Annotated in this window: 15 protein-coding genes; 12 read left to right on the forward strand and 3 right to left on the reverse strand. The window is 50.8% G+C overall.

All coding sequences use genetic code 11. The annotated features are described in order from the left end of the window. Positions 1 to 344 precede the first annotated feature (344 nt). The 3 genes from REH51_RS04205 (at position 345) to REH51_RS04215 (ending at position 10,505) form a co-directional block, all read left to right on the forward strand. Positions 345 to 959 carry a CDP-alcohol phosphatidyltransferase family protein gene (locus REH51_RS04205; protein ID WP_009721513.1) on the forward strand — a complete coding sequence of 205 codons (615 nt, stop codon included), beginning with the start codon at positions 345 to 347 and terminating at the stop codon, positions 957 to 959. A gap of 131 nt (positions 960 to 1,090) precedes the next feature. After that, positions 1,091 to 9,889 (forward strand): GH36-type glycosyl hydrolase domain-containing protein, encoded by an 8,799-nt coding sequence (locus tag REH51_RS04210; protein WP_498936942.1) that lies wholly within the window; start codon positions 1,091 to 1,093, stop codon positions 9,887 to 9,889. Positions 9,890 to 10,178: 289 nt separating this feature from the next. After that, positions 10,179 to 10,505: a hypothetical protein gene (locus REH51_RS04215; RefSeq protein ID WP_009721511.1), complete on the forward strand. Its 327-nt coding sequence runs from the start codon at positions 10,179 to 10,181 to the stop codon at positions 10,503 to 10,505. Between the two features lie 95 nt (positions 10,506 to 10,600). Here REH51_RS04215 and REH51_RS04220 read toward each other — a convergent pair whose 3' ends face one another. Next, positions 10,601 to 10,930 (reverse strand): hypothetical protein, encoded by a 330-nt coding sequence (locus REH51_RS04220; RefSeq protein WP_009721510.1) that lies wholly within the window; start codon positions 10,928 to 10,930, stop codon positions 10,601 to 10,603. Positions 10,931 to 11,173: 243 nt separating this feature from the next. Here REH51_RS04220 and sstT point away from each other — a divergent pair, with 243 nt between their 5' ends. The 4 genes from sstT to REH51_RS04240 all read left to right on the forward strand — a co-directional run bounded on the left by sstT (position 11,174) and on the right by REH51_RS04240 (position 14,057). Continuing rightward, a complete protein-coding gene (gene sstT, locus REH51_RS04225) occupies positions 11,174 to 12,409 on the forward strand; it encodes a serine/threonine transporter SstT (RefSeq protein ID WP_498937703.1) in 1,236 nt (411 codons plus the stop codon). Positions 12,410 to 12,478: 69 nt separating this feature from the next. Further along, a complete protein-coding gene (locus REH51_RS04230) occupies positions 12,479 to 13,009 on the forward strand; it encodes a helix-turn-helix domain-containing protein (protein ID WP_009721508.1) in 531 nt (176 codons plus the stop codon). Further along, positions 13,006 to 13,728, forward strand: a complete 723-nt coding sequence (locus REH51_RS04235) for an AzlC family ABC transporter permease (protein WP_009721507.1) — start codon at positions 13,006 to 13,008, stop codon at positions 13,726 to 13,728. Before REH51_RS04230 ends, REH51_RS04235 begins: the two co-directional genes overlap by 4 nt. Continuing rightward, a complete protein-coding gene (locus REH51_RS04240) occupies positions 13,725 to 14,057 on the forward strand; it encodes an AzlD domain-containing protein (protein ID WP_009721506.1) in 333 nt (110 codons plus the stop codon). Before REH51_RS04235 ends, REH51_RS04240 begins: the two co-directional genes overlap by 4 nt. Here REH51_RS04240 and REH51_RS04245 read toward each other — a convergent pair. After that, the gene (locus REH51_RS04245; protein WP_009721505.1) at positions 14,054 to 15,403 is read right to left on the reverse strand and encodes a serine hydrolase domain-containing protein; all 1,350 of its coding nucleotides are present in this window, start codon (positions 15,401 to 15,403) and stop codon (positions 14,054 to 14,056) included. The genes REH51_RS04240 and REH51_RS04245 overlap by 4 nt on opposite strands. A gap of 111 nt (positions 15,404 to 15,514) precedes the next feature. Continuing rightward, entirely contained in the window at positions 15,515 to 16,543 is a 1,029-nt protein-coding gene (locus REH51_RS04250; RefSeq protein WP_009721504.1) for a diguanylate cyclase domain-containing protein, read from the reverse strand. 360 nt (positions 16,544 to 16,903) lie between these two features. On the opposite strand from REH51_RS04250, the gene REH51_RS04255 reads away from it, so the two are divergent. The 5 genes from REH51_RS04255 (at position 16,904) to REH51_RS04275 (ending at position 21,098) form a co-directional block, all read left to right on the forward strand. Next, on the forward strand, positions 16,904 to 17,623 hold the full coding sequence (locus REH51_RS04255; RefSeq protein WP_009721503.1) for a Crp/Fnr family transcriptional regulator: 720 nt from the start codon (positions 16,904 to 16,906) through the stop codon (positions 17,621 to 17,623). A 197-nt stretch (positions 17,624 to 17,820) separates the two neighbouring features. Then, positions 17,821 to 18,537, forward strand: coding sequence for a Crp/Fnr family transcriptional regulator (locus REH51_RS04260; RefSeq protein WP_009721502.1), 717 nt, complete (start codon positions 17,821 to 17,823; stop codon positions 18,535 to 18,537). Positions 18,538 to 18,736: 199 nt separating this feature from the next. Then, complete coding sequence (locus REH51_RS04265) at positions 18,737 to 18,937, forward strand: hypothetical protein (protein ID WP_009721501.1); 201 nt, start codon at positions 18,737 to 18,739, stop codon at positions 18,935 to 18,937. A 425-nt stretch (positions 18,938 to 19,362) separates the two neighbouring features. Then, a complete protein-coding gene (nadS, locus tag REH51_RS04270) occupies positions 19,363 to 19,587 on the forward strand; it encodes a NadS family protein (RefSeq protein ID WP_009721500.1) in 225 nt (74 codons plus the stop codon). Positions 19,588 to 20,057: 470 nt separating this feature from the next. Beyond that, positions 20,058 to 21,098 carry an aliphatic amidase gene (locus REH51_RS04275; protein WP_009721499.1) on the forward strand — a complete coding sequence of 347 codons (1,041 nt, stop codon included), beginning with the start codon at positions 20,058 to 20,060 and terminating at the stop codon, positions 21,096 to 21,098. Positions 21,099 to 21,177: the final 79 nt, after the last annotated feature.

Here is a 21,177-nt window from a genome sequence, read left to right on the forward strand (position 1 = left end):
AGGTTGGCAACGCACACATAAGTAGGTTTTTGACTTGGTCATGGGAGTGCCAAAGCGACTCCCAGAGTGTCATGGTGGCAGTTCTGCGCATTATCAAAGTACCGTTCGCAGTCAGGTGATCGAAAGGGAGCTTCTCACAGCAACCCCCTATGGCGTATTTAAACCAGCCTAGCTGGCTTTTTGGTGCCCTTTATTCACTGCAGCCAAGTATTAGTCCAGCGAATTGACGAAAACTACAACCAAAGTCTAACAACTTTAGTTGTAGCTGTTAGCGCTTCTTACCCTGATGTGACACTGCACTTTTATCACGGTAGGGTTGAGTCTTTTTCCAAGGAGGTACTCACGTGCTCGACCGCTTTACTATGCCGTTGACCCACCGACCACTTGCCAGTATGGCTCGGTATCTCAACAACCGGCAGATTACCCCTGACCAAGTTACCTTAGTGGCCTTTTTAGTGGGTATGAGCGCGCTACCGCTATTAGCCTTTGAATATTATGTTTTGGCACTAATGGCGATTTTATTGAACCGCCTTGGCGATGGGCTGGATGGCGCACTTGCCCGGCTAAGCGGCCAGCAAAGCGATGCGGGTGGGTTTATTGATATCGGGTTGGATTTTGTCTTTTATGCCGCGGTCGTGCTGGGGTTCGCGCTGGCCAATCCTGGGCAAAATGCGCTGGCAGCCGCGGTACTGCTATTCGCATTTATCGGCACGGGAACATCGTTTTTAGCTTTTGCTATTGCGGCGAAAGCACGCAATGTTGAACGGCCAAACTTTCCACAAAAGGCATTTTACTATTTAGAGGGATTAACCGAAGGCACAGAAACCGTTATCGCGTTAGTGCTCTTCTGCTTATTTCCTCACTATTTTCCATGGTTAGCGGGGCTATTCGCAGTCGCTTGCCTAATCACGACTGCCACGCGGCTATGGGGAGGCTATTGGACTCTACGCCAGCATTAGCGACCGCCTTACAACGGTTATTTATGCAATGTGCGTTATCGAACTGACAAAGTCTAACGTTAAGCACATCGTCCTGATAGAGAAGCATTGTTTTAAGAACCGTGCTCTGCACATTCATCAGGATGTAACCCGTGACTCTTTTTTTTCAGACGCCTTTATTTCGTCGTGTGCGCCAACACAAAGCTTCTATGGCATTGTGGAGCTCCTCTGCGCCAGTACGTGAAGAGTTGTTTAGTACAGAACGGCTTGAACAGCACGCAGGTAGTTTAGCGCTGGCGCAGGTTGTGACTGCAAGCCCACCTAAAGTGGCGTCGTTAACGCGCCGCCTAAACGATAATGCACGCGTATTACTTGCCGCTTACCGCGCTTGCGCTGTCACGCTGGCAGAGGGTCGAGATGTCGTTCCCGCTGCCGCTTGGTTACTTGATAATTATCATCTTATCGAAGCACAAATTCGTGAAATACGCGGCGATCTTCCGCCGGGTTATTACCGACAGTTACCAAAGCTTGCAGAAGGTCCTTTTGCGGGCTATCCACGCGTCTTTGGTATTGCCTGGGCTTTTATTGCACATACCGATAGCAATATAGAGCTCGCTAACTTACGTACATTTATTAAAGCTTATCAGCGCGTACAGCCACTAACAATTGGAGAGTTATGGGCGGTCGCGATAACGCTTCGCATTGTATTAGTTGAAAATCTACGCCGACTTGCCGATCAGATTATTATTGAACAAACGGCGCGCGATGCAGCGGACACACTTGCGGCTAAATGGATTGCCACTGAAAATGACTCACCAACAAGAAATGACGCCTCCAACCATCATTCAACTTACAGCGACTCGGTTAACAACGAATCGGCTAATAGCGTCTCGACAAATAATTGCTCAATGGATGATGGTTCAATTGATCATCAATTCCCTTCTTTTACGTCTCAGAAAACACCACTGTCGGCGCCTTTTATCGCTCAATTAGCCAAACGTTTACGCGGCGTTAACCCTCATACCAATGCTCTTGCCTGCTGGCTTTTTGAGCAGCTTAATCGCCAGGGCGAATCTATTGATGATGTGGTGCAAAGTACCCAACAGCGCCAAGGTGCAGCGAACGTTACTGTGCGAAATATCATTACCAGTATGCGCTTTATCTCTAGCACCGATTGGGCGGAGCTTTTCGAAAGTGTCAGCTTGGTAGATGTAAAATTACGCGAACATAGCCGCTTTGCGCAGTACGATTTTTCAACACGCAATCAGTATCGCATTGCAGTGGAAGAGCTCGCCCGCGGCTCAGCCTATACCGAGTTGGAAATCGTTGATCATACGCTAACGCTATCAAGAGAAGCACTGCCACTTACCGATGATGTCCATGAGGCAGCACGAGTCGAAGACCCCGGTTATTTTTTAGTGGCGGCAGGTAGGGATACGCTAGAAAAACGTCTTAACTTTCGCCCGCCATTGAAACGGCGATTTCGCCAGCTGCTGTTGAAAAATGGCATCAATGGCTACGTCATAATGCTGACAGCGACTACCGTCGCTTTGATGGTATTGGCCGGGTGGTTGCTGTTATCAACGCATTCAGGCGAGGTGTCGTCACTTTGGTTATTGTTATTGGCAGCCCTGGGCGTACTGCCCACGATTGAGTTCGCTACGTCTATCGTCAATCGTTTCGTTATTTATAATATCGGCGCTCAGCCACTGCCTAGCCTAGATCTTTCCAAAGGTGTTCCCCCCTCTCTTCGTACGCTGGTGGCAATGCCAACGCTATTGACCAATGAAGCTGACTTACAAGAACAGCTTGATCGGCTTGAGGTGCACCACCTGGGTAGTGATGGCGGTGCTATTAGCTATGCACTCTTAACAGATGGTGTTGATGCCCAGCAGGCAGAACTAGCCACCGATGAGGCACTGTTAAGCATTTGTGAAAAACGCATTGAGGAATTAAACAAACGCTACTGTCCTGCTAGCCATGAAAAGCGCTTCTTTTTACTGCACCGCAACCGCGTCTACAACGCAGGCGAACAATGCTGGATGGGATGGGAGCGCAAACGGGGCAAGCTTCATGAGCTCAATAAACTGTTACGTGGCGCGACGAACACGACCTTCAGGTACCCACCTTCTCTGCCAAGAAATGTGCACTATATTCTTACCTTGGACGCCGATACACGCCTGCCAAGAGGAGCCGCCAGCAAACTGGTTGGCAAAATAGCCCACCCGTTAAACCACCCTCGATTTGATACGCAGCAACGGCGGGTAGTGGAAGGCTATGCAATTTTGCAACCGCGCGTCACTCAATCGATGCCTACAGGCGAAAGAGGCTCTATTTATCAACAGCTGTGCTCTTCTCCAGGCGGCATTGATCCTTATGCCGCCGCCATTTCAGATCTTTATCAAGACCTAGTGGGTGATGGCTCGTTTGCAGGGAAAGGTATTTATAATATTGATGCCTTTGAAGCATCACTAGAGGGCCGTATCGCTGAAAACAGCCTGCTAAGCCACGATATGTTTGAGGGCATTTTTGCCCGAGCAGGACTGGCATCAGATATTGAAGTCATAGAAGACTTTCCAGACCGTTATGATGTGGTGGCCAAACGCCAACATCGCTGGGTGCGAGGAGATTGGCAGTTACTCCCTTGGCTATTAACAGCCTCGTTACCGCCTTCAGGGCGCTTGAAAATACTCGGCAATTTACGCCGATCACTGCTCCCCCCGTTACTGTTAGCCTGCCTTGCGGTGAGCTGGCAACTGCCTGTCATGATGGCCATTGTCAGTAGCTTAATGGTTATTATGGTCATTAGCATACCGGTCTTACTGTCGTTAATAACGTCGTTCGCTCCGCTGCGCGCAGGCGTCAACCTTCGTTACCACTTCCAACAATGGAGGGATGAACTGACGCTGGGATTGAAACAAATTTTACTGCAAGTAATGTTTCTCCCCGACCAAGCGTGGCGGATGCTAGATGCCATTGCTAGCACCCTGACACGCGTTTTTATAACTCGCCGCCATTTACTAGAGTGGACATCGTCGGCCCAGACGATGAAATGCCCGCACCTGACCGTTTGGGGATTTTATCGGCATATGGCACCCGGTACGTTACTTGGCGTAGCCATTGCCTTCAGTGCGTTATGGTTTAACAGTAGTGTTTGGCTAGTGGTCTTGCCGATCGCACTACTATGGATAGCAGCACCTGTGCTGGCAACTTGGCTAAGTAGTACGGCTAGTATTGCGACCCAACCTCTCATAGCAGAAGAAACCGCCCTTGAGCTTCGGCTTATTGCGCATAGAACCTGGCGCTACTTTGAAACCTTTGTAACTACATCGACCAATCTACTGCCGCCGGACAATTTTCAGGAAGAGCCTCGGCCGGTTATCGCCCAGCGAACGTCACCAACCAATATGGGTCTATACCTGCTGTCGATACTTGCAGCGCGTGATTTTGGTTGGATCGGTAACCCCAACGCGCTAAGCCGTATAGAAACAACACTTGCCGTTATGCATACCCTGCCCCGCTATCGTGGTCACTTCTTTAACTGGTATGCAATCGATGATCTACGTCCGCTAAACCCCAGGTATGTGTCTACTGTCGATAGCGGCAACCTTGCTGGTCACCTCATTACCCTCGCCAACGCCTTGGAAACCTGGCAGGACACAACGTTTTCACCTGACCCTCGCCAAGCAATAGCCGATACATTGGCATTGGCGTTCGAAGCACTTAAATGTGAAGAGCTTAAATTTGAGGTACCTGAATTTGAAGAACTTAATCGCGCTTCTCAATCAATAGAAAAATCTCTGCCCACTAAACCGCTCACTGACCAGCTTGAGAAAGTCGCCACTCTCGTAAGCGCAAATAAAACGTCATCATTAGACTTGGCAGCCCTCACCAAGCAAACCAAAAAAGCACTTAGTATCGCTGGCGACCTTTTCAATGAGCATCTCGCTAGTGACGATGATAAAGATGTGCTTTTTTGGGTGGCAGCACTACACAAAACGGCTGCACAGCATAGCGGTGACCACACAAACAACACAATCGCCAACGGCACACATGTAAAGCGGCTCCAGCAACTGGCCAGTAAAGCGCGACGGCTTGCCCTCAGCATGGATTTTGCGTTTCTTCTCAACCCTGAGCGGCAGTTACTGTCGATTGGCTTCTCGCTAGATGACGTCAGTTTGGACATCAGTTGTTATGACCTGCTGGCTTCAGAGGCACGGCTGGCCAGCCTGTTTGCCATTGCCAAAGGCGATGTAGCCACCCGTCACTGGTTCCGACTTGGGCGCGCTGCCACCCCCTTAAAAGAGGGTGCGGCAATGATCTCCTGGTCAGGCTCCATGTTTGAATACCTGATGCCGTCGCTGATAATGCGCGCTCCCGCTGGCAGTCTCTTGGAGCAAACTAACCGCCTGATAGTTAAACGTCAGGAAACATACGCCGCCCAGTTTTCAGCCCCATGGGGTATTTCTGAGTCGGGGTATAACGCACGGGACATAGAGCATACTTATCAATATTCCAATTTTGGGGTGCCTGGATTAGGGCTGAAGCGTGGTCTATCGGCCGATTTAGTGGTCGCGCCGTACGCAACGGGGCTGGCGGCAATGATCGACCCGGAGGGGGCCTTCAAAAATTATCGCCGCCTTGCAGAAATGGGCGCGCTAGGACGCTATGGCTACTACGAAGCGCTAGACCTGACCCGCTCACGGCTCCCCAAAGGCGCCAAGCTGGTGATTGTGCGCAGCTATATGGCGCACCACCAAGGCATGACCATCGTCGCCATCGCTAATACGCTCCATCATGGGCAGATGCGACAACGCTTCCACCGCGAACCGATGATTCAGGCGAGCGAGCTATTGCTTCAAGAGCGGATTCCACGGGATGTGGCTATTGCTTATCCCCGTGCCGAAGAGGTGAAATCAACCGCTAGCCAAACCATCAACGAAGCACAAACCGTGCGCCGTCTATCAACCGGCGTCAACGGACCTCCGGTGACTCACCTGCTCTCAAACGGCAACTACTCTGTCATGTTGACCGCAACAGGTGGCGGCTACAGCCGATGGCACAACCTTGCCATCACTCGCTGGCAACCAGATACCACACGCGATCACTGGGGAAGCGTTATTTTTCTCCGCGATACGCGACGTCCAAGCGTTTGGAGTGCAACAGGACAATCACTGGAATCACATACCGGCACGAATAACGACGACAATCACGTGTTATTTGCTGAAGATTATGCTCGCTATGACCATCGGCACGAATCTATTGCCAGTCACTTAGACATCCTGGTGTCTGGGGAAGATGACAGCGAAGTACGCTTGCTAACACTGACCAACAATGGACGCCAAACCTGCGATATTGATGTTACGGCTTATGCAGAATTAGTACTCACCACGCCGAGTACCGACAACGCCCATCCTAGCTTTGCCAAAATGTTCGTGGTTACTGAATACCTTCCAGCATTCAATGCGCTAATCGCCACCCGTCGGCGGCGGGACCCCAGCGAAGCGCAAGTGTGGGCAGCTCACTTCGCCGTCGTGGAAGGCGATACTGTGGGAGATTTCCAATATGAAACCGACCGCGAGCAATTTATTGGCCGGGGCAACCGTATTTCCACAGCAACGGCACTTTCTGAAGGCCAGCATTTATCAGGCACGGTAGGCAGTGTTATTGACCCTATTTTTGCATCGCGCTACTGCCTGCGAATCGCACCAGGAAAAGCCGCCCGCATCGCTTACTGGACGGTTGTTGCCGGCTCACGAGAGGCGCTGATGGATCTCATTGATAAGCATCATGATGTTAGCGCCTTTGAGCGAGCAAAAATGCTCGCCTGGACTCAAGCGCAAGTGCAGCTACGCCATTTGGGCACTCAGCCAGAGGAGGCCGCAGACTTTCAGCGGCTGGCTGCCCCACTGCTCTATCCCGACGCACGCTTTAGGGCACCCCAGAAAACGATTCAAAGCGGCGCAGCTCAACAGTCACTGCTATGGCAACACGGGATCTCCGGTGATTTACCCATCGTATTGCTGCGGATTGAATCCACTGACGATTTGCCACAATTGCATCAATTACTTCGCGCCCATGAGTATTGGCGCATGAAACGTCTCGAAGTCGATGTCGTCATCATCAATGAGCGTGCTTCCTCTTATATTCAAGATCTACAGCAAGCCATTAAAGCCACGATTCTCAGCAGCCAAGCAAGACCCCGGCTTCACAGTGGCTATGCCCAGGGAACGGTTTATGCCCTACGCGCCGACTTAGCAAGCGCCCAGTCACGCGCTCAGCTTCACTCAATTGCTCGCGTGGTGCTGATAGCGCACCGAGGATCAATTGCCGATCAGCTGTCTGTTATGTTGTCTGGTCAGAACCCCGCCAAGCCTCCGCTTGCCATTACTAAACGCGCCCTCCCCAGACCGTTGATAGATAAGGCTCATACTCCTCGCCAACTTAAGCGGCCAACACTTGAGTTTTTTAATGGTTGGGGCGGGGTTGCAAAGCAAGGGCGAGAGTACGTCACTATCCTAGAAGCAGGCAGCTTCACGCCAGCGCCATGGATTAATGTCATTGCCAATCAACAGTTCGGCTTTCAAGTATCGGCAGAGGGCGCTGGCTATCTATGGGCAGACAGCAGCCGAGAAAACCAGCTGACACCGTGGAGTAATGACCCCGTCATTGACCCAAGCGGAGATGCTGTTTACGTCCGAGATGAAGAGACGTTCGAGCTTTATACCGCAACGGCAAGCCCGATACGTGATTCAGGTCGCTACGTTGCGCGTCATGGCTTTGGCTATAGCCAATTTGAACATCAGAATGACGAGCTTAGCTTAGAACTGTTGCACTTTGTGCCCCTGGATGCCCCGTTGCGCATCTCACGGCTGAGACTGACTAATCATTCAAACCGGACACGTAAACTCTCTGTGACTGCTTATGCAGAGTGGGTTTTGGGCTCGTCGCGCAGCGCATCAGCTCCCTTCCTTATTACGTCGCAAGCACCAGAAAGCGGAGCGTTGTTAGTTACCAATCCATGGAATGCCGACTTCCCAGGCCGAGTGGCTTTTCTCGATATTGGCGAGCCACCTACGCAATGGACTGGCAATCGCAGTGAGTTTATCGGTTATGGCAAAAACCTGGCCGAACCGGCTGGGGTACGCTGTAAAACGCCGCTTTCTGGCACGTTAGGTGCAGGGCTAGACCCCTGCGCCGCTCTTCAGCGTCGCGTGACGCTAGCCCCAGGCAAAACAGCCGACATTATCGTGTTACTTGGTCAAGGAGGCTCCGACGACGAAACTGCAGGGCTGATTGACCGTTTTCGTGATGCTGATATTGATGCTGAGCTTGCCAGCATTCACGACCACTGGAATACGCAGCTCAATGCCATTCAGGTCAAAACACCTGATCGAGCGATGGATATCATGCTAAACGGCTGGTTGCTGTACCAAACTATCGCCTGCCGCTTAACGGCTCGCTCAGCGTTTTACCAAGCCAGCGGGGCCTACGGCTTCCGCGACCAGTTGCAAGATTGCATGGCATTGACGTTTAGCAACCCCGCCAAAACGCGTCAGCATTTGCTACGGGCGGCTTCACGCCAATTCCCTGAAGGCGATGTACAGCACTGGTGGTTGCCACACTCCGGGCAAGGCGTGCGCACGCGCATCTCTGACGACCGGGTTTGGCTGGCTTACGCCTGCGCGCGTTATATCGCAGCATCCCACGATATAACGGTGCTTGATGAGCCGGTGAGCTTTTTAGACGGCGCACTGTTGTCACCGCATGAGCACGAACACTTTTTCCAGCCAACCACCTCACTGGAAACCGCCCCACTGTTTGAACACTGCGCACGCGGACTGGATATCACCCTTTCGCAACTGGGTGAACATGGTTTGCCGCTGATAGGCGGCGGGGATTGGAATGACGGTATGAACCGCGTGGGTGCTGGGGGCAAGGGAGAGAGTGTGTGGCTAGGCTGGTTGCTGCTTAAAACACTTCATCAATTTGCGCCAATTGCCGAGCAGCGCGAGGCCCAAGCCTGCCACTCAGATGATCCTCAACGCGCTGTTCGTTGGTATGAACATGCTCAGGCGCTACGCATAGCAATTGAAAACAGCGCTTGGGATGGCCAGTGGTATCGTCGAGCGACTTACGACAACGGCATTTGGCTAGGCAGCAAACATAGCGATGCATGCCAGATCGATTCCATCGCCCAATCATGGGCGGTGCTTTCCGGCGCCAGCGACCCTGAACGATCGACGCTCGCAATGCACTCGCTGGAGCGCGAACTCATTCTGCACGATCAGCAGTTAGCGCTGCTTTTTTGGCCTCCCTTTGATCACCCTAAGCAGGATCCCGGCTATATAAGCGGCTACCCGCCTGGTATGCGCGAAAATGGTGGGCAGTATAGCCATGCTTCAATGTGGGCAATTTTGGCCTTTACCCAACTGGGTGAAGGTGACAAAGCACATCAGCTATTTACACTGCTTAACCCCATCAACCATGCCACCACCACGGAAGCGGCTACCCGCTATCGCGTTGAGCCTTATGTGGTCGCTGCTGATGTGTATTCTGTGGCACCCCATGTGGGTCGAGGAGGCTGGACATGGTATACCGGCGCCGCCGGCTGGATGTATCAAGCCGGTATGGAGGGTATTTTAGGCATTCGCCGGGAAGCGAGCTGGCTGGTAATTTATCCCTGTCTGCCAGCGAGTTGGCCGCATTTTACTACCGACATTACCCTTGCCCAATCGTACTATCATATCAGGGTGATCAATGCGCAAGATCCTCTAACAACGTCAAGCCAGGATCTATTAAGCCAACCCCTCCTAAGCCAAGCCCTCACTGCAACACTGGATGGCGTTTGCTTAGCAGAAACGGAGGTTGGTATGCCCATTCGAGTGCCCCTAGATAGTCAGCATCATCAACTAGAGATAGTTATCCGGCGATGTGCCCCTGCATCATGATGATGCCATGACTGATTATTTAATTTCTTGTATAACTTTTATGAATTTATTTCTCTATCAAGTGGGCAGCTAGGTGAGTAATTACCCTACGCGCCCCTACCAAGCAAGCGGGGATCTTTGGTTCAAATTAATTTTTTGCAACATTTCGATTTTGCGATTGAATCTCACGAAACAGTGTATTAGCCTCGAAGAGGTACAGGAGGCGTACAAAAGAACGCCGAGTTTAATACAGCACAGTATTTGTAATCGTTAGCATTCGAAACCGTTAGCATTCACAAGGAGTCGTGGCATGCAACCTAACCAGTTAAGCGATATTTCCCGAAAAGGCCTCCAACTGGCCATTCAAGAGATCAGGGAAGAAATGTTTGATACCCCAGAATGCGATTACACCATCGCCAAATTGCTAAGTCATTGCGGCCAGTTCAAAGCAGCTGAACGGCATATCGACGAAATGTTGATGAAGTGGGGTGTATCTCCAGAGGTAACTCGTCTGACCGAGCAGGCCTATACCGATCTAGTGACGTTTAGTCCTGATCGTACCGAGTCATTATCTTCTAGCGTGATAAGCCGCCGTCCCAATGCCGAAGTGGTTTCTCAAATACCGGCTATTGCTTAAGCAATAGCGACGTGCACGAAACAAAACGGCTCGCCCCTATCCCGAAGAATTATCAGCGAGGTCGCTGTTGGGAAGGGGCAAGCCGGTTAAAATTTTTAGTCTAAATTATCTAACGTCACCAGCAGATCTTGAGTTGATACGTCTACATTCCAAAAGGTGTAGCTATCATCTTCTTCATCGACTAAACGAATATCGAAGATAGGACTGTCATAACCCGTAATCGTCACCCGCTGAGTACCACCATCCACCAGCACGTCATTGCCGAGCACATCCTCTTCCCAGCTTTTCGAATCTGCAGGGCTTACGTACATATAGTAGAGGGTATAACCCGTACGATTAGTAATATCTACGTAATAGTCGGCGGCCATGACAAGCGACGAACTACACAGCATCAGCAGTGCAGCTAATAACACGTTAATGCGCATTGATAAACTCCTGGTTCTTTTTCTTTTTGAGAGAAGCAGTTGATCACATTGGAGGTGTCACAGAGAGCAAGACCTAGCGACTTGCGCAGTATATCGCTAACCACTCATTTAAGTGAGCGCTTTGAAGAGTTTTTAGCACGCTACGCCGCATCATGCTCACAGCTGGTAGAATACTGCCCCTTTCAGGCACGTCCACGGCCTATCGCCGCAACGTTTCCCCTTCTACTACCTGAGAGTCGCGCAATGATTGCCACCGTCTACACCGTGTTTCAGCCGCTTTTCCGGCTGGGCCTTATCCCGCAGATTTTAATTGGCATTGTTGCCGGGGTATTCATCGCCCTTTTCACACCGGACATTGCAGGCAATGTGGCACTGCTTGGCCAGCTATTTATTGCCGCACTGCAAGCGGTTGCCCCTATTTTGGTCTTTGTGCTGGTTACCGCTGCCATCGCCGCACACAAGCAAGGTCAACCAACGCATATTCGCCCCGTACTCATACTGTATGTGGTAGGTACATTAATCGCTGCGTTAATTGCAGTGGCGGCAAGTTTTCTTTTTTCCACCGAACTTTCATTAAATGCGGGGCAAATTGACGGCAATCCGCCTGGGGATATTTTTAGCGTTTTAAGAGACCTGTTACTAAATGCCGTGGCTAACCCGATTAGTGCGCTGATGGAGGCGAACTTTATCGCTATTCTGGCATGGGCCATTGGCCTTGGTTTATCGCTACGCCAAGCCAGCGATACCACCCGCCAAGCGTTAAGCGATTTGTCCACTGCTATCACCCGCATTGTCACACTGGTAATTCGATTGGCGCCGATTGGCATCTTTGGCTTAGTCGCGGGAACCTTGGCAGAGTCAGGGGTCGATGCATTGCTGAACTACGCTCAACTGCTGGGTGTCATTGTCGGCTGTATGCTGTTTGTTGCTCTTGTTAGCAACCCACTGCTCGTTTACTTCACTCCCCGCCAGAATCCTTATCCACTTGTGTTCACCTGCCTGCGCGGCAGTGCCATCACCGCCTTTTTCACCCGTAGTTCTGCGGCGAATATTCCCGTAAATTTAGAGCTGTGCCGCCGTCTAAAGCTGGATGCCGACACCTACGCTATTTCAATTCCGCTCGGCGCGACGATCAACATGTGTGGTGCCGCTATCACCATAACAGTAATTACATTGGCGACCACCCATACGCTAGGCATTACCGTCGACTTCCCCACTGCCCTACTACTGTGCGTAGTGTCTGCACTGGCTGCCTGCGGTGTTTCAGGCGTGGCCGGTGGTTCGCTCATGCTCATTCCAATGGCCGCTAACCTGTTTGGTATTCCTACAGAAGTCGCTATGCAAGCGGTGGCGATTGGATTTGTCATCAGCGTGGTACAGGACGCGACCGAAACCGCACTTAATTCATCAACCGATGTGCTGTTCACTGCTGCCGCCTGCCGAGCCCAGCAACCCTCCGGTTCTGACCACACGTTATAACGCAACATGATTGACTTCTCGCTGTTCCTTATATAGAACGTTCTATAAAAGGAACAGCGAGATAACCGAATGGATGAGCACTCACTAAGCACCCTAGGCCAGCATTTGCAGTCTCTTCGCCAAGCGCGTGGTTGGTCGCTGTCGCATTTAGCCAATAAAGCGGGTATTGCCAAATCGAACCTATGCCGCCTTGAGCAAGGCAACGGCAATCCAACTCTGGATACTATCTGGCGGTTGGCAGTACAGCTTAACGTTCCCTTCGGCACGTTGGTTGCCCCCATTAATGTGCCTCTCGGGGAAGATGGCGTGCAGGTGCAGCTGATTGATCAGGGAAAAGGCGTGCCCCAGGTAGATGCTTACTGGATGCGTTGTGCTCCCCATACCCTGCGCCACGCTGAAGCTCATACACGGGGTACTCAAGAAACGCTGACCCTGATTAGCGGCTGGTTAGAAGTAGGTCCAGAGGGAGCCACCACAGTGCTAACGCCTGGAGAGACCAAAACGTTTCCCGCCGACCAGCCACACTGCTACCGCACCCAAGACCATGAGGCCACCCTACTACTCACCGTTACTTACGGCGAACCGGGAGATGCACCATGAACCAACTTGCCAGCCACTCGCCGTGGCGTAGCGCGCTGCAAGGCGTACGCGAAGCCATTCCCCTATTGGGTGGCTACATACCAGTGGCACTATCGTTTGGTTTAGTGGCTAGCCAAGCAGGCTTTAGCACCCTAGAAGCCACCGCTATATCCGCACTGATTTACGCCGGCGCTTCGCAGTTTCTGTTTGTGGGCATGATTGCCACCGGTGCACCGCTATGGCTGGTGGTGGCGATGACGCTGCTAATTAATGTGCGCCATGTGGTATACGGCCCTAACCTAGCCGGACTGCTACCGCGCAGCCGCCACTGGCCTTGGCTAATGCACGGCCTAACCGACCAGGTGTTTGCACTGGCCTTAACTCGGCTTCCACAACTGCCTGACGCTAAGCGTTTTAGCTGGTTTGTGGGTGCATCGTTACTGGCCTGGGGCGCATGGATTGTAGGAACGTCTGTCGGTGCCACCGCGGGTGGAGCGTTTACCGCACGTTGGCCGCTGCTGGGAGAGATCATGCCTTTCGCGCTGCCCGCGCTATTTCTAACCATGGTAGCACCACGATTCACCGATAAACGCTGGGCAGCCGCCATGGGGTGCGCCATTCTGGCCGCACTGGGCTTGACCCTCTCGGGGTGGAGTAATGTGGCTATTCCGCTCGCCGCTGCCTGCGGCGCGCTGTGCTTCTACATGGTCAAATTCCAAACACGGAGGCGCACATCATGAGTATTGAGCTATGGCTAGCCGTCGCGGTTTGCGCTATTGGCACCCTGCTGATGCGCGTGGTGCCCTTCTTGTGGATGCAGCGCCGATTGGGCAGCGACACGGGCATTAATACAATGCCCCAGTGGCTGGGTATTCTTGGGCCATTAATGATTGCCGCCGTGCTGGGGGTTTCCATTGTGCCCGTTAACCCAAACGCCATTTCCTGGTTAGCCACCGCCATTGGGCTTTCCGTCACGCTGCTGGTGTGGTGGCGGTTACGCTCTTTAGGCTGGCCAGTGGCTGCTGGCGTTACGACGTTTGGTTTAGTAGAGATAATAGCGACGCTTTAACGCGGATCCACTTTTTCCATCAAGTATTCCGCTACGGCTTGGTAGGCGGGTAGCGACGTAGGATCGTTAGCCGCATTGCCCGCTACCGGGTGCGATGCAAAGCGCACAATCACCATCTCAGCGGTGGGATCAATATAAATGGTTTGCCCATGCACGCCTCTTGCGGCAAAGGCACCATGCTCGTTATGCAGAGACCACCACATGCCACGGTAACTGCCGCCCGGTAAATAACGGTAACCCGCGGCCGCAAACGCTTCCCTGTCGCCGCCTTGTCGAATGCGCTCAACAGCCGCTGCAGGAAATAGCTGCTCACCATCCAATACGCCGTCATTGAGCACCAACTGCCCGACTCGGGCCATATCTCGAAGGCCCGCACTCAAACCGCCACCTGCGAACGGCGTACCAATGGAGTCCACGGTAAAGTAGGCATCCTGCTCCATGCCCAACCGCTGCCAAAGACGCGATGACAATAGTGACGCCACCGATTCACCCGTCGTGCGCGCGACCACCCACCCAAGTGCATCGGTATTAATCGTTTTATAGCCAAAAACCTGCCCATGCTCACCTTCCGGCTGTACCGTCGCTAAATACTCATAATAGGTGCGCGGCCCAGTGTAATCGTCTGGCTTGGGAAGCGGGCTTGCCGCCGCATTGTAGGCCCAGATTTCAGCGTTGGGATCACTGTAATCTTCGCTGTAAGCAAGGCCTGTGGTCATCTCAAGCAGCTGTTTTACAGTGGCATTACCAAAAGCACTGTCGGTTAATTCCGGCAGAATATCACCTACCAACGCCTGCTCATCTAATACGCCTTCGGCCACCAGAATTTCACCTAGTAAGCCGGTCATGGATTTAGTCACCGACATAGCGCCGTGCTGGCCCGCTTCATCTAAACAGCCTGAATAAGTCTCATACACCACCTGGCCCTGGTGAAGAATCAGCAAACCATCGGTGTAGTTTTCGTTTAGCGACGCCTGCCACGACATAGGCTCACTACCGTCAATCGGGGTGAAAGTGACGTCGTTTATCGCGTCATCTAATGCGTAGGTGAGCGACACAGGCGCGCCCAACCCACGGCTAACCTGCTTGGTAGGCAGTAGTTCGCGGAAGTGACACACCGTCCAGCGCATTTTGGGGAAGCTAAAGTAGTTGGAGTCCGGCTGGCCAATCACCCGCTCCGGCGCGGGAGGAAACCCCTGCATCCACCCTAGCCGGTTAGGGTCAGACTCTTCAGCACTTAATACCGAGGCTCTCGCCTGCTGAGCATCCGCATGAGCCATTGAGCTAAGCAGCAAAGCGGGCAATGCAAGTGGCAACATCACACTAAAACGGCGATAAAATCGTGTCATAACCAGCTCCCAGGCGTACAACGCCACACGAGCGTGGCGTGACCCTTGAGTCTAGTGAATACTAATAGAATGGGTATCGAAACTGGTTCAACGTTCTTTATGATTACATTGTCAGTTCTTGTTGTTCATATCATGACTAAATACTTGACATTGGTTTCGACCGCTTTTCTTTGCACGATACATAGCGGTATCAGCATTCTCGAGCAAACTATATTCATTTAACCCATGATCGGGATAGAAGCTGATCCCGATACTGACACTAATGCCTAGCTCATAGTGACCAACATTACATGGCATCGCTAATGCCCGAAGGATTTTTTCTGCTACCCTGGCAGCATCGGTTAGTTTTTCAATTTCGCTAAGCAACACTATAAACTCATCTCCACCCTGCCGACACACACAGTCTGTATCGCGCACGCACTCAACGAGACAAGTAGCGACGAACTGCAACAAACTGTCGCCAACAGCATGGCCAAGTGAATCATTGATGCACTTAAAATTATCGATATCTAAATATAACAGCGCGACATAATGATCGTGGCGTTTTGCTAAACGGATAGCGCGAGCAAGATGCTCTGCAAATAGAAAACGATTAGGCAGTTTGGTTAGAGCATCATAATGGGCCTGATAGGCTAGTTGCTCTGCGCGAGTTAAAGAGTGCTTGGCATCATGAAATACAATCACCGCGCCTACCGTAACACCATGGCTATCATGAATAGGAGCCGCCGAATCTTCTATTTCCAGCTGACTACCATCCTGGCGAATCAAAACGCAGTCCAGCGCCAACCCTACCGTACGATTTTCTTCTATCGCCCTTAGCGCTGGGTTAGGCGCAGGCTCGTTAGTTCGGATATTGATGAGCTTTAAGACCTGATCAATTGATTTACCAAGCGCCTCTACACTTGCCCAACCGGTCAACGCTTCAGCGACACGGTTCAGATAGGTAACTCTGGCGCTCAAATCGGTCGTCAAAACAGCATCACCGATTGAATTTAGTGTTGCTTTAGCCCACCCCCTTTCTACTTGCAGGGCATTCTCGACACTTCGCAATCGCTCATCGGCAACTTGCTCGGCATCATTTTCTGTCGTCTGGGCGTTATTGCTTTGGTGACCACCGTACAGCATGACGTTTTTATCCATGTGTAGCCGTGTCCAAGGGTAAGGTTAGCGCTGCATTCCTTGCAGCGCGCAGTGCAACATCCTGTTTAGGCATATCCGTTGCCACACTGATATTGACATTAGGCGCTAATTCAATCACTCACTGTGCGCTGGCGTACACAGTTGCAAAATACTCACAGCCCAAAAAATTACCGCTTCTACGCCTACTTAAATGAACGCTATGTGCGATAACGTACAGAGTTTATTTCCAAGCACTCTATACTTAAAAGATATGTGCCTATCAACTTGAGGTGGCCAACCCTAAAACACACAATTCGGCACCTCAAGGTGGACGACTTTTCATCAGAAGCGGCGCGTCAGTTAAGGATAAGGGGAGATTCAATGCTTGAACCACGTGATTTTCAGCAAAATGCGTTGCTTGGTTTATTGCCGGAAGATGAACTGAATCGCCTCTTGCCTCATTTTGAGGAAGTGACACTTACCCTGGGTCAATCGCTGTGTGAGTCGGGGCAACACATGCACCATGTCTATTTTCCTCTGGACTCCATCGTCTCGCTGCTGTGCGTGATGGAGAATGGTGCCTCTACGGAAATTGCCGTTGTAGGCTATGAAGGCGTGGTGGGCGTGTCGCTGTTTATGGGGGGTGAGACCACGCCCAGCCGAGCGATTGTACAGAGTGCCGGGAAAGCGATACGCCTAAAAGGCCAATTGCTCAAAAACGAATTTTACCGCGCTGGCCCCATGCAGCGACTGCTGCTGCGCTATACCCAAGCTCTGCTGACACAAATGGCGCAAACGGCAGTTTGCAATCGCCATCACAACCTCGACCAACAGCTATGCCGCTGGCTGCTGCTCAGCCTTGACCGATTGCATGGCAATGAACTGATTATGACTCAGGAGTTAATTGCCAATATGCTGGGCGTTCGTCGCGAGGGAGTCACCGAAGCGGCGGGTAAGCTGCAAAGGGCTGGCCTGATCTCCTACCACCGAGGGCATATCAACGTGCTTGACCGACTAGGCCTAGAAGAGCGAGTTTGCGAGTGCTATTCGGTCGTTAAGGACGAGTATGACCGCTTGTTAAACCACCATAACGTTATGTGAGCGACAGAAGCGAGGTCGCCACCATAATGCTAACAGTGTTAGCGAGTTATGTACGCTAGCGTGCCGACGCTTGATTCACCCAATGTTAATATGCAGATGCATCGTTAAAAACAAATAACGGTACATCTGCAGCCGACATCAAAATGATAATTACCCTCATTGTGCCGTTTGCCAGGTTCTTTTAACCGGAGAGGCACATGACGTCTATTTTTCACGCTGCCGATGCCAACCACCTTCTTGCTGATCTGCCTACCGCTGAGCGGGACGCTTTTATGGCCAGTTGCGAAACCGTGCCGCTAGCGTTTGGCGAAGTACTGTTTCAGCCTACCGACACAGTCACCCACGCCTACTTCCCCATCAACAGCTTCATTTCACAGATCGTCATTCTAAATGTGGATAGCCGACTTGAAGTCGCGATGGCAGGACGTGAGGGCATGCTAGGTATTTCTCTGGTACTCGGCGTCGAAGAAGCCCCCCTACTTGCATTAGTTCAAGGTGAAGGGCTAGCCCTACGCATTAACGCCGCCAGCTTTCAACGGCTCCTGTTAAGTAGTCCTGTATTGCATCAACGCCTGAAACGATACCTCTATGTGGTCATGAACCAACTGGCTAACTCAGCAGCTTGCATTCATTTTCACCGAATTGAAGAGCGACTCGCTCGCTGGCTATTAATGACCCATGACCGCGCCAAGACAGATAGCCTGCAGCTGACCCACGAGTTTCTAGCCATGATGCTAGGCGTTCGACGCGCAGGGATTACGCTAGCGGCCATTGCCCTGCAGACACGCGGCCTTATCCGCTATCGTCGCGGAGAAATCATCGTTATTGACCGACAAGGACTGATCGAAGCGTCCTGTAAATGCTATGCCGACGACTGCGCACTGTATTCCAAGATATTGATATTAAAAGAATAACCATTATAGCCAACACAACAATTTGCTGATAAGGCAGCTAGGCATCTCTGACGTAAGCGGCGATGTAAGCCATCAGACATATGCCCCTTTCGTCCTGCCTTTACGCTGCGGGTAGCCTTTGTCCTGAATTCATGCTGAAGCCTGATATTGGCCGTTATGCACTATGCTGGTTAAACCACTGCATTACTGGGAGAGCGGTATGAATAAGGACGTCATCAACGCCATTCGAGAAAAAGAGCAACTACCCGATAGCATGACTGACAGTGAAATAGCGCGAGAATACAAAGGAACGTATACCGCCGCCAGAGCCGCCGTGAGCTTAGAGCACAAACCGCTCGATCAAGTGATCAATGACGCCATGGCCAAAATCTTTCCATTTATGCGCAATAAAAAGAAGTAAGTGCTAGTGGTTTAAAAAGCCACTACAAGAAAGTATTTCAGAAACTTTTTATGGGTACGCGCAAAATAAAGCAGGAAGCTAATACAGGCAGGTAGATTATTGCTTGATGGTGTCAGTTTTGGGGAAAGGTCAACTGCATGCCAAGGGACTTGTAACCCCCTGTTTGAGGTAAAACATTTAGAAATGGTGGGCCCAGTAGGACTTGAACCTACGACCAAGGGATTATGAGTGCAACCAAACAAACTTTGGGATCGCGCCTGCAACGTGTAAACCAAGCAATATCATAGGGTTAGTATTTTCCATTATGTACACTACTTACAAGGTAAACACCCTGTTAGCAGCCAAATGACAACCAGGCGGCGACCAGATTTGCCGTCAGGTACAAGTCATAGCAACCGACAATGATTAAAAAAGGAGTGTTCCGAATGAGCATTTTTGACGAACTCCAAGCATCGCTGCAGGAAGCCGTTGAGATTAAACAAAGAAAAGCGCAGGCCAGCCGCATTACACGCCATGACGTGGCCGATGTGAAGGCCATCCGGGCCAAGCTTCATGTCTCTCAGGCGGAGTTTGCTGAAGCTATGGGAATCAGTGTTGACAACATCAAAAGCTGGGATACCAAGCGCCGTAACCTAACCCTACAGGGCTAGCCGCTAAAGTGCTGGCGGCTATTCATGACAACCCTGCTTTTTTTCAACAAGTTTGCTTCGCATTAAAGCCTTATTTTCTGGAGGTTCCACAAAGGCAGCTTTGCTATCCTGAATAAGCGGGGCGGATGCAGATTCCGTGTCGTCTTAGGGATAGGTATGGCAAGGCGTAAAGCAAGCAATACTCGCATCTTAGAGGCCAAAAGATGAATGGGATGCGCGTTTCCTATACGAATGTCTAATAGGATATCTCTTGATACCGAGATTTAACTGAACTATAAGTTTAACTGTTTAGGCATTATTGCATCAATGGCGATGTCAAATAATGCCAACACGTATATACAATCAATCGGCAAGAAGAGCAGCGTGAATAAACACTCTTAGCTGCTGATTGATTAATAGAGCAAATGGGCTCTCTCGGGATTAATCCCGAGAGAGCCCTTTTTTTTACTACAAATATAAGAGGTCGAAAAATGCGCCACGGTGATATTTCTAGCAGTAACGATACTGTAGGTGTTGCAGTTGTTAACTACAAAATGCCTCGCCTGCATACTAAAGCAGAAGTTCTGGAAAACGCCCAACAAATTGCCGATATGGTTGTTGGAATGAAGCAAGGTCTGCCTGGCATGGATCTTGTAATTTTCCCAGAGTACAGCCTGCAAGGAATCATGTACGATCCTGAAGAAATGATGCAAACAGCAGCTACGATTCCCGGAGAAGAAACCGAAATTTTTGCTAAGGCCTGCCGTAAAGCTAATACATGGGGTGTTTTTTCTATCACAGGGGAGCGCCATGAAGAACACCCTAATAAAACTCCCTACAATACTCTGATCTTGATGAATAATAAGGGCGAAATCGTACAGAAATATAGGAAGATTATTCCGTGGTGCCCCATTGAAGGATGGTATCCAGGAGGAGAAACCTATGTCTCCGATGGCCCCAAAGGCATGAAAATCAGCCTCATCATTTGTGATGATGGAAATTATCCTGAAATCTGGCGTGATTGCGCCATGAAAGGTGCTGAGCTAATTATTCGCTGTCAGGGTTATATGTATCCATCGAAAGAACAGCAAATTATGATGTCTAAAGCCATGGCATGGGCAAATAACTCCTACGTTGCTGTTGCTAATGCTGCTGGATTTGATGGCGTATATTGTTACTTTGGCCACTCAGCTATTGTTGGATTTGATGGAAGAACTCTGGGCGAGTGTGGGGAAGAAGAAATGGGTATTCAATATGCCCAGCTTTCCGTATCTCAAATTCGCGATGCTCGGGAAAATGATCAATCGCAAAACCACCTCTTCAAAATGCTACACCGTGGATATAGTGGTATGCATGAATCAGGTGACGGCGATAAAGGTCTTGCTGAGTGTCCTTTTGAATTTTATAAGACTTGGGTTAATGATGCAGAAAAAGCAAGGGAAAATGTAGAAAAAATAACGCGGAGTACTGCCGGAGTAGCTCAATGCCCTGTAGGTAGCATCCCATATGAAGGAAAAGAAAAGGAAGCCTAATACCTAATATAAATAAAAGCATAAAGCCACCGGCTATTTTTTAGCCGGTGTGTTGTCCAATTAAAAAAACTAACAAGAG

It is taken from the genome of Halomonas bluephagenesis (assembly GCF_054790765.1).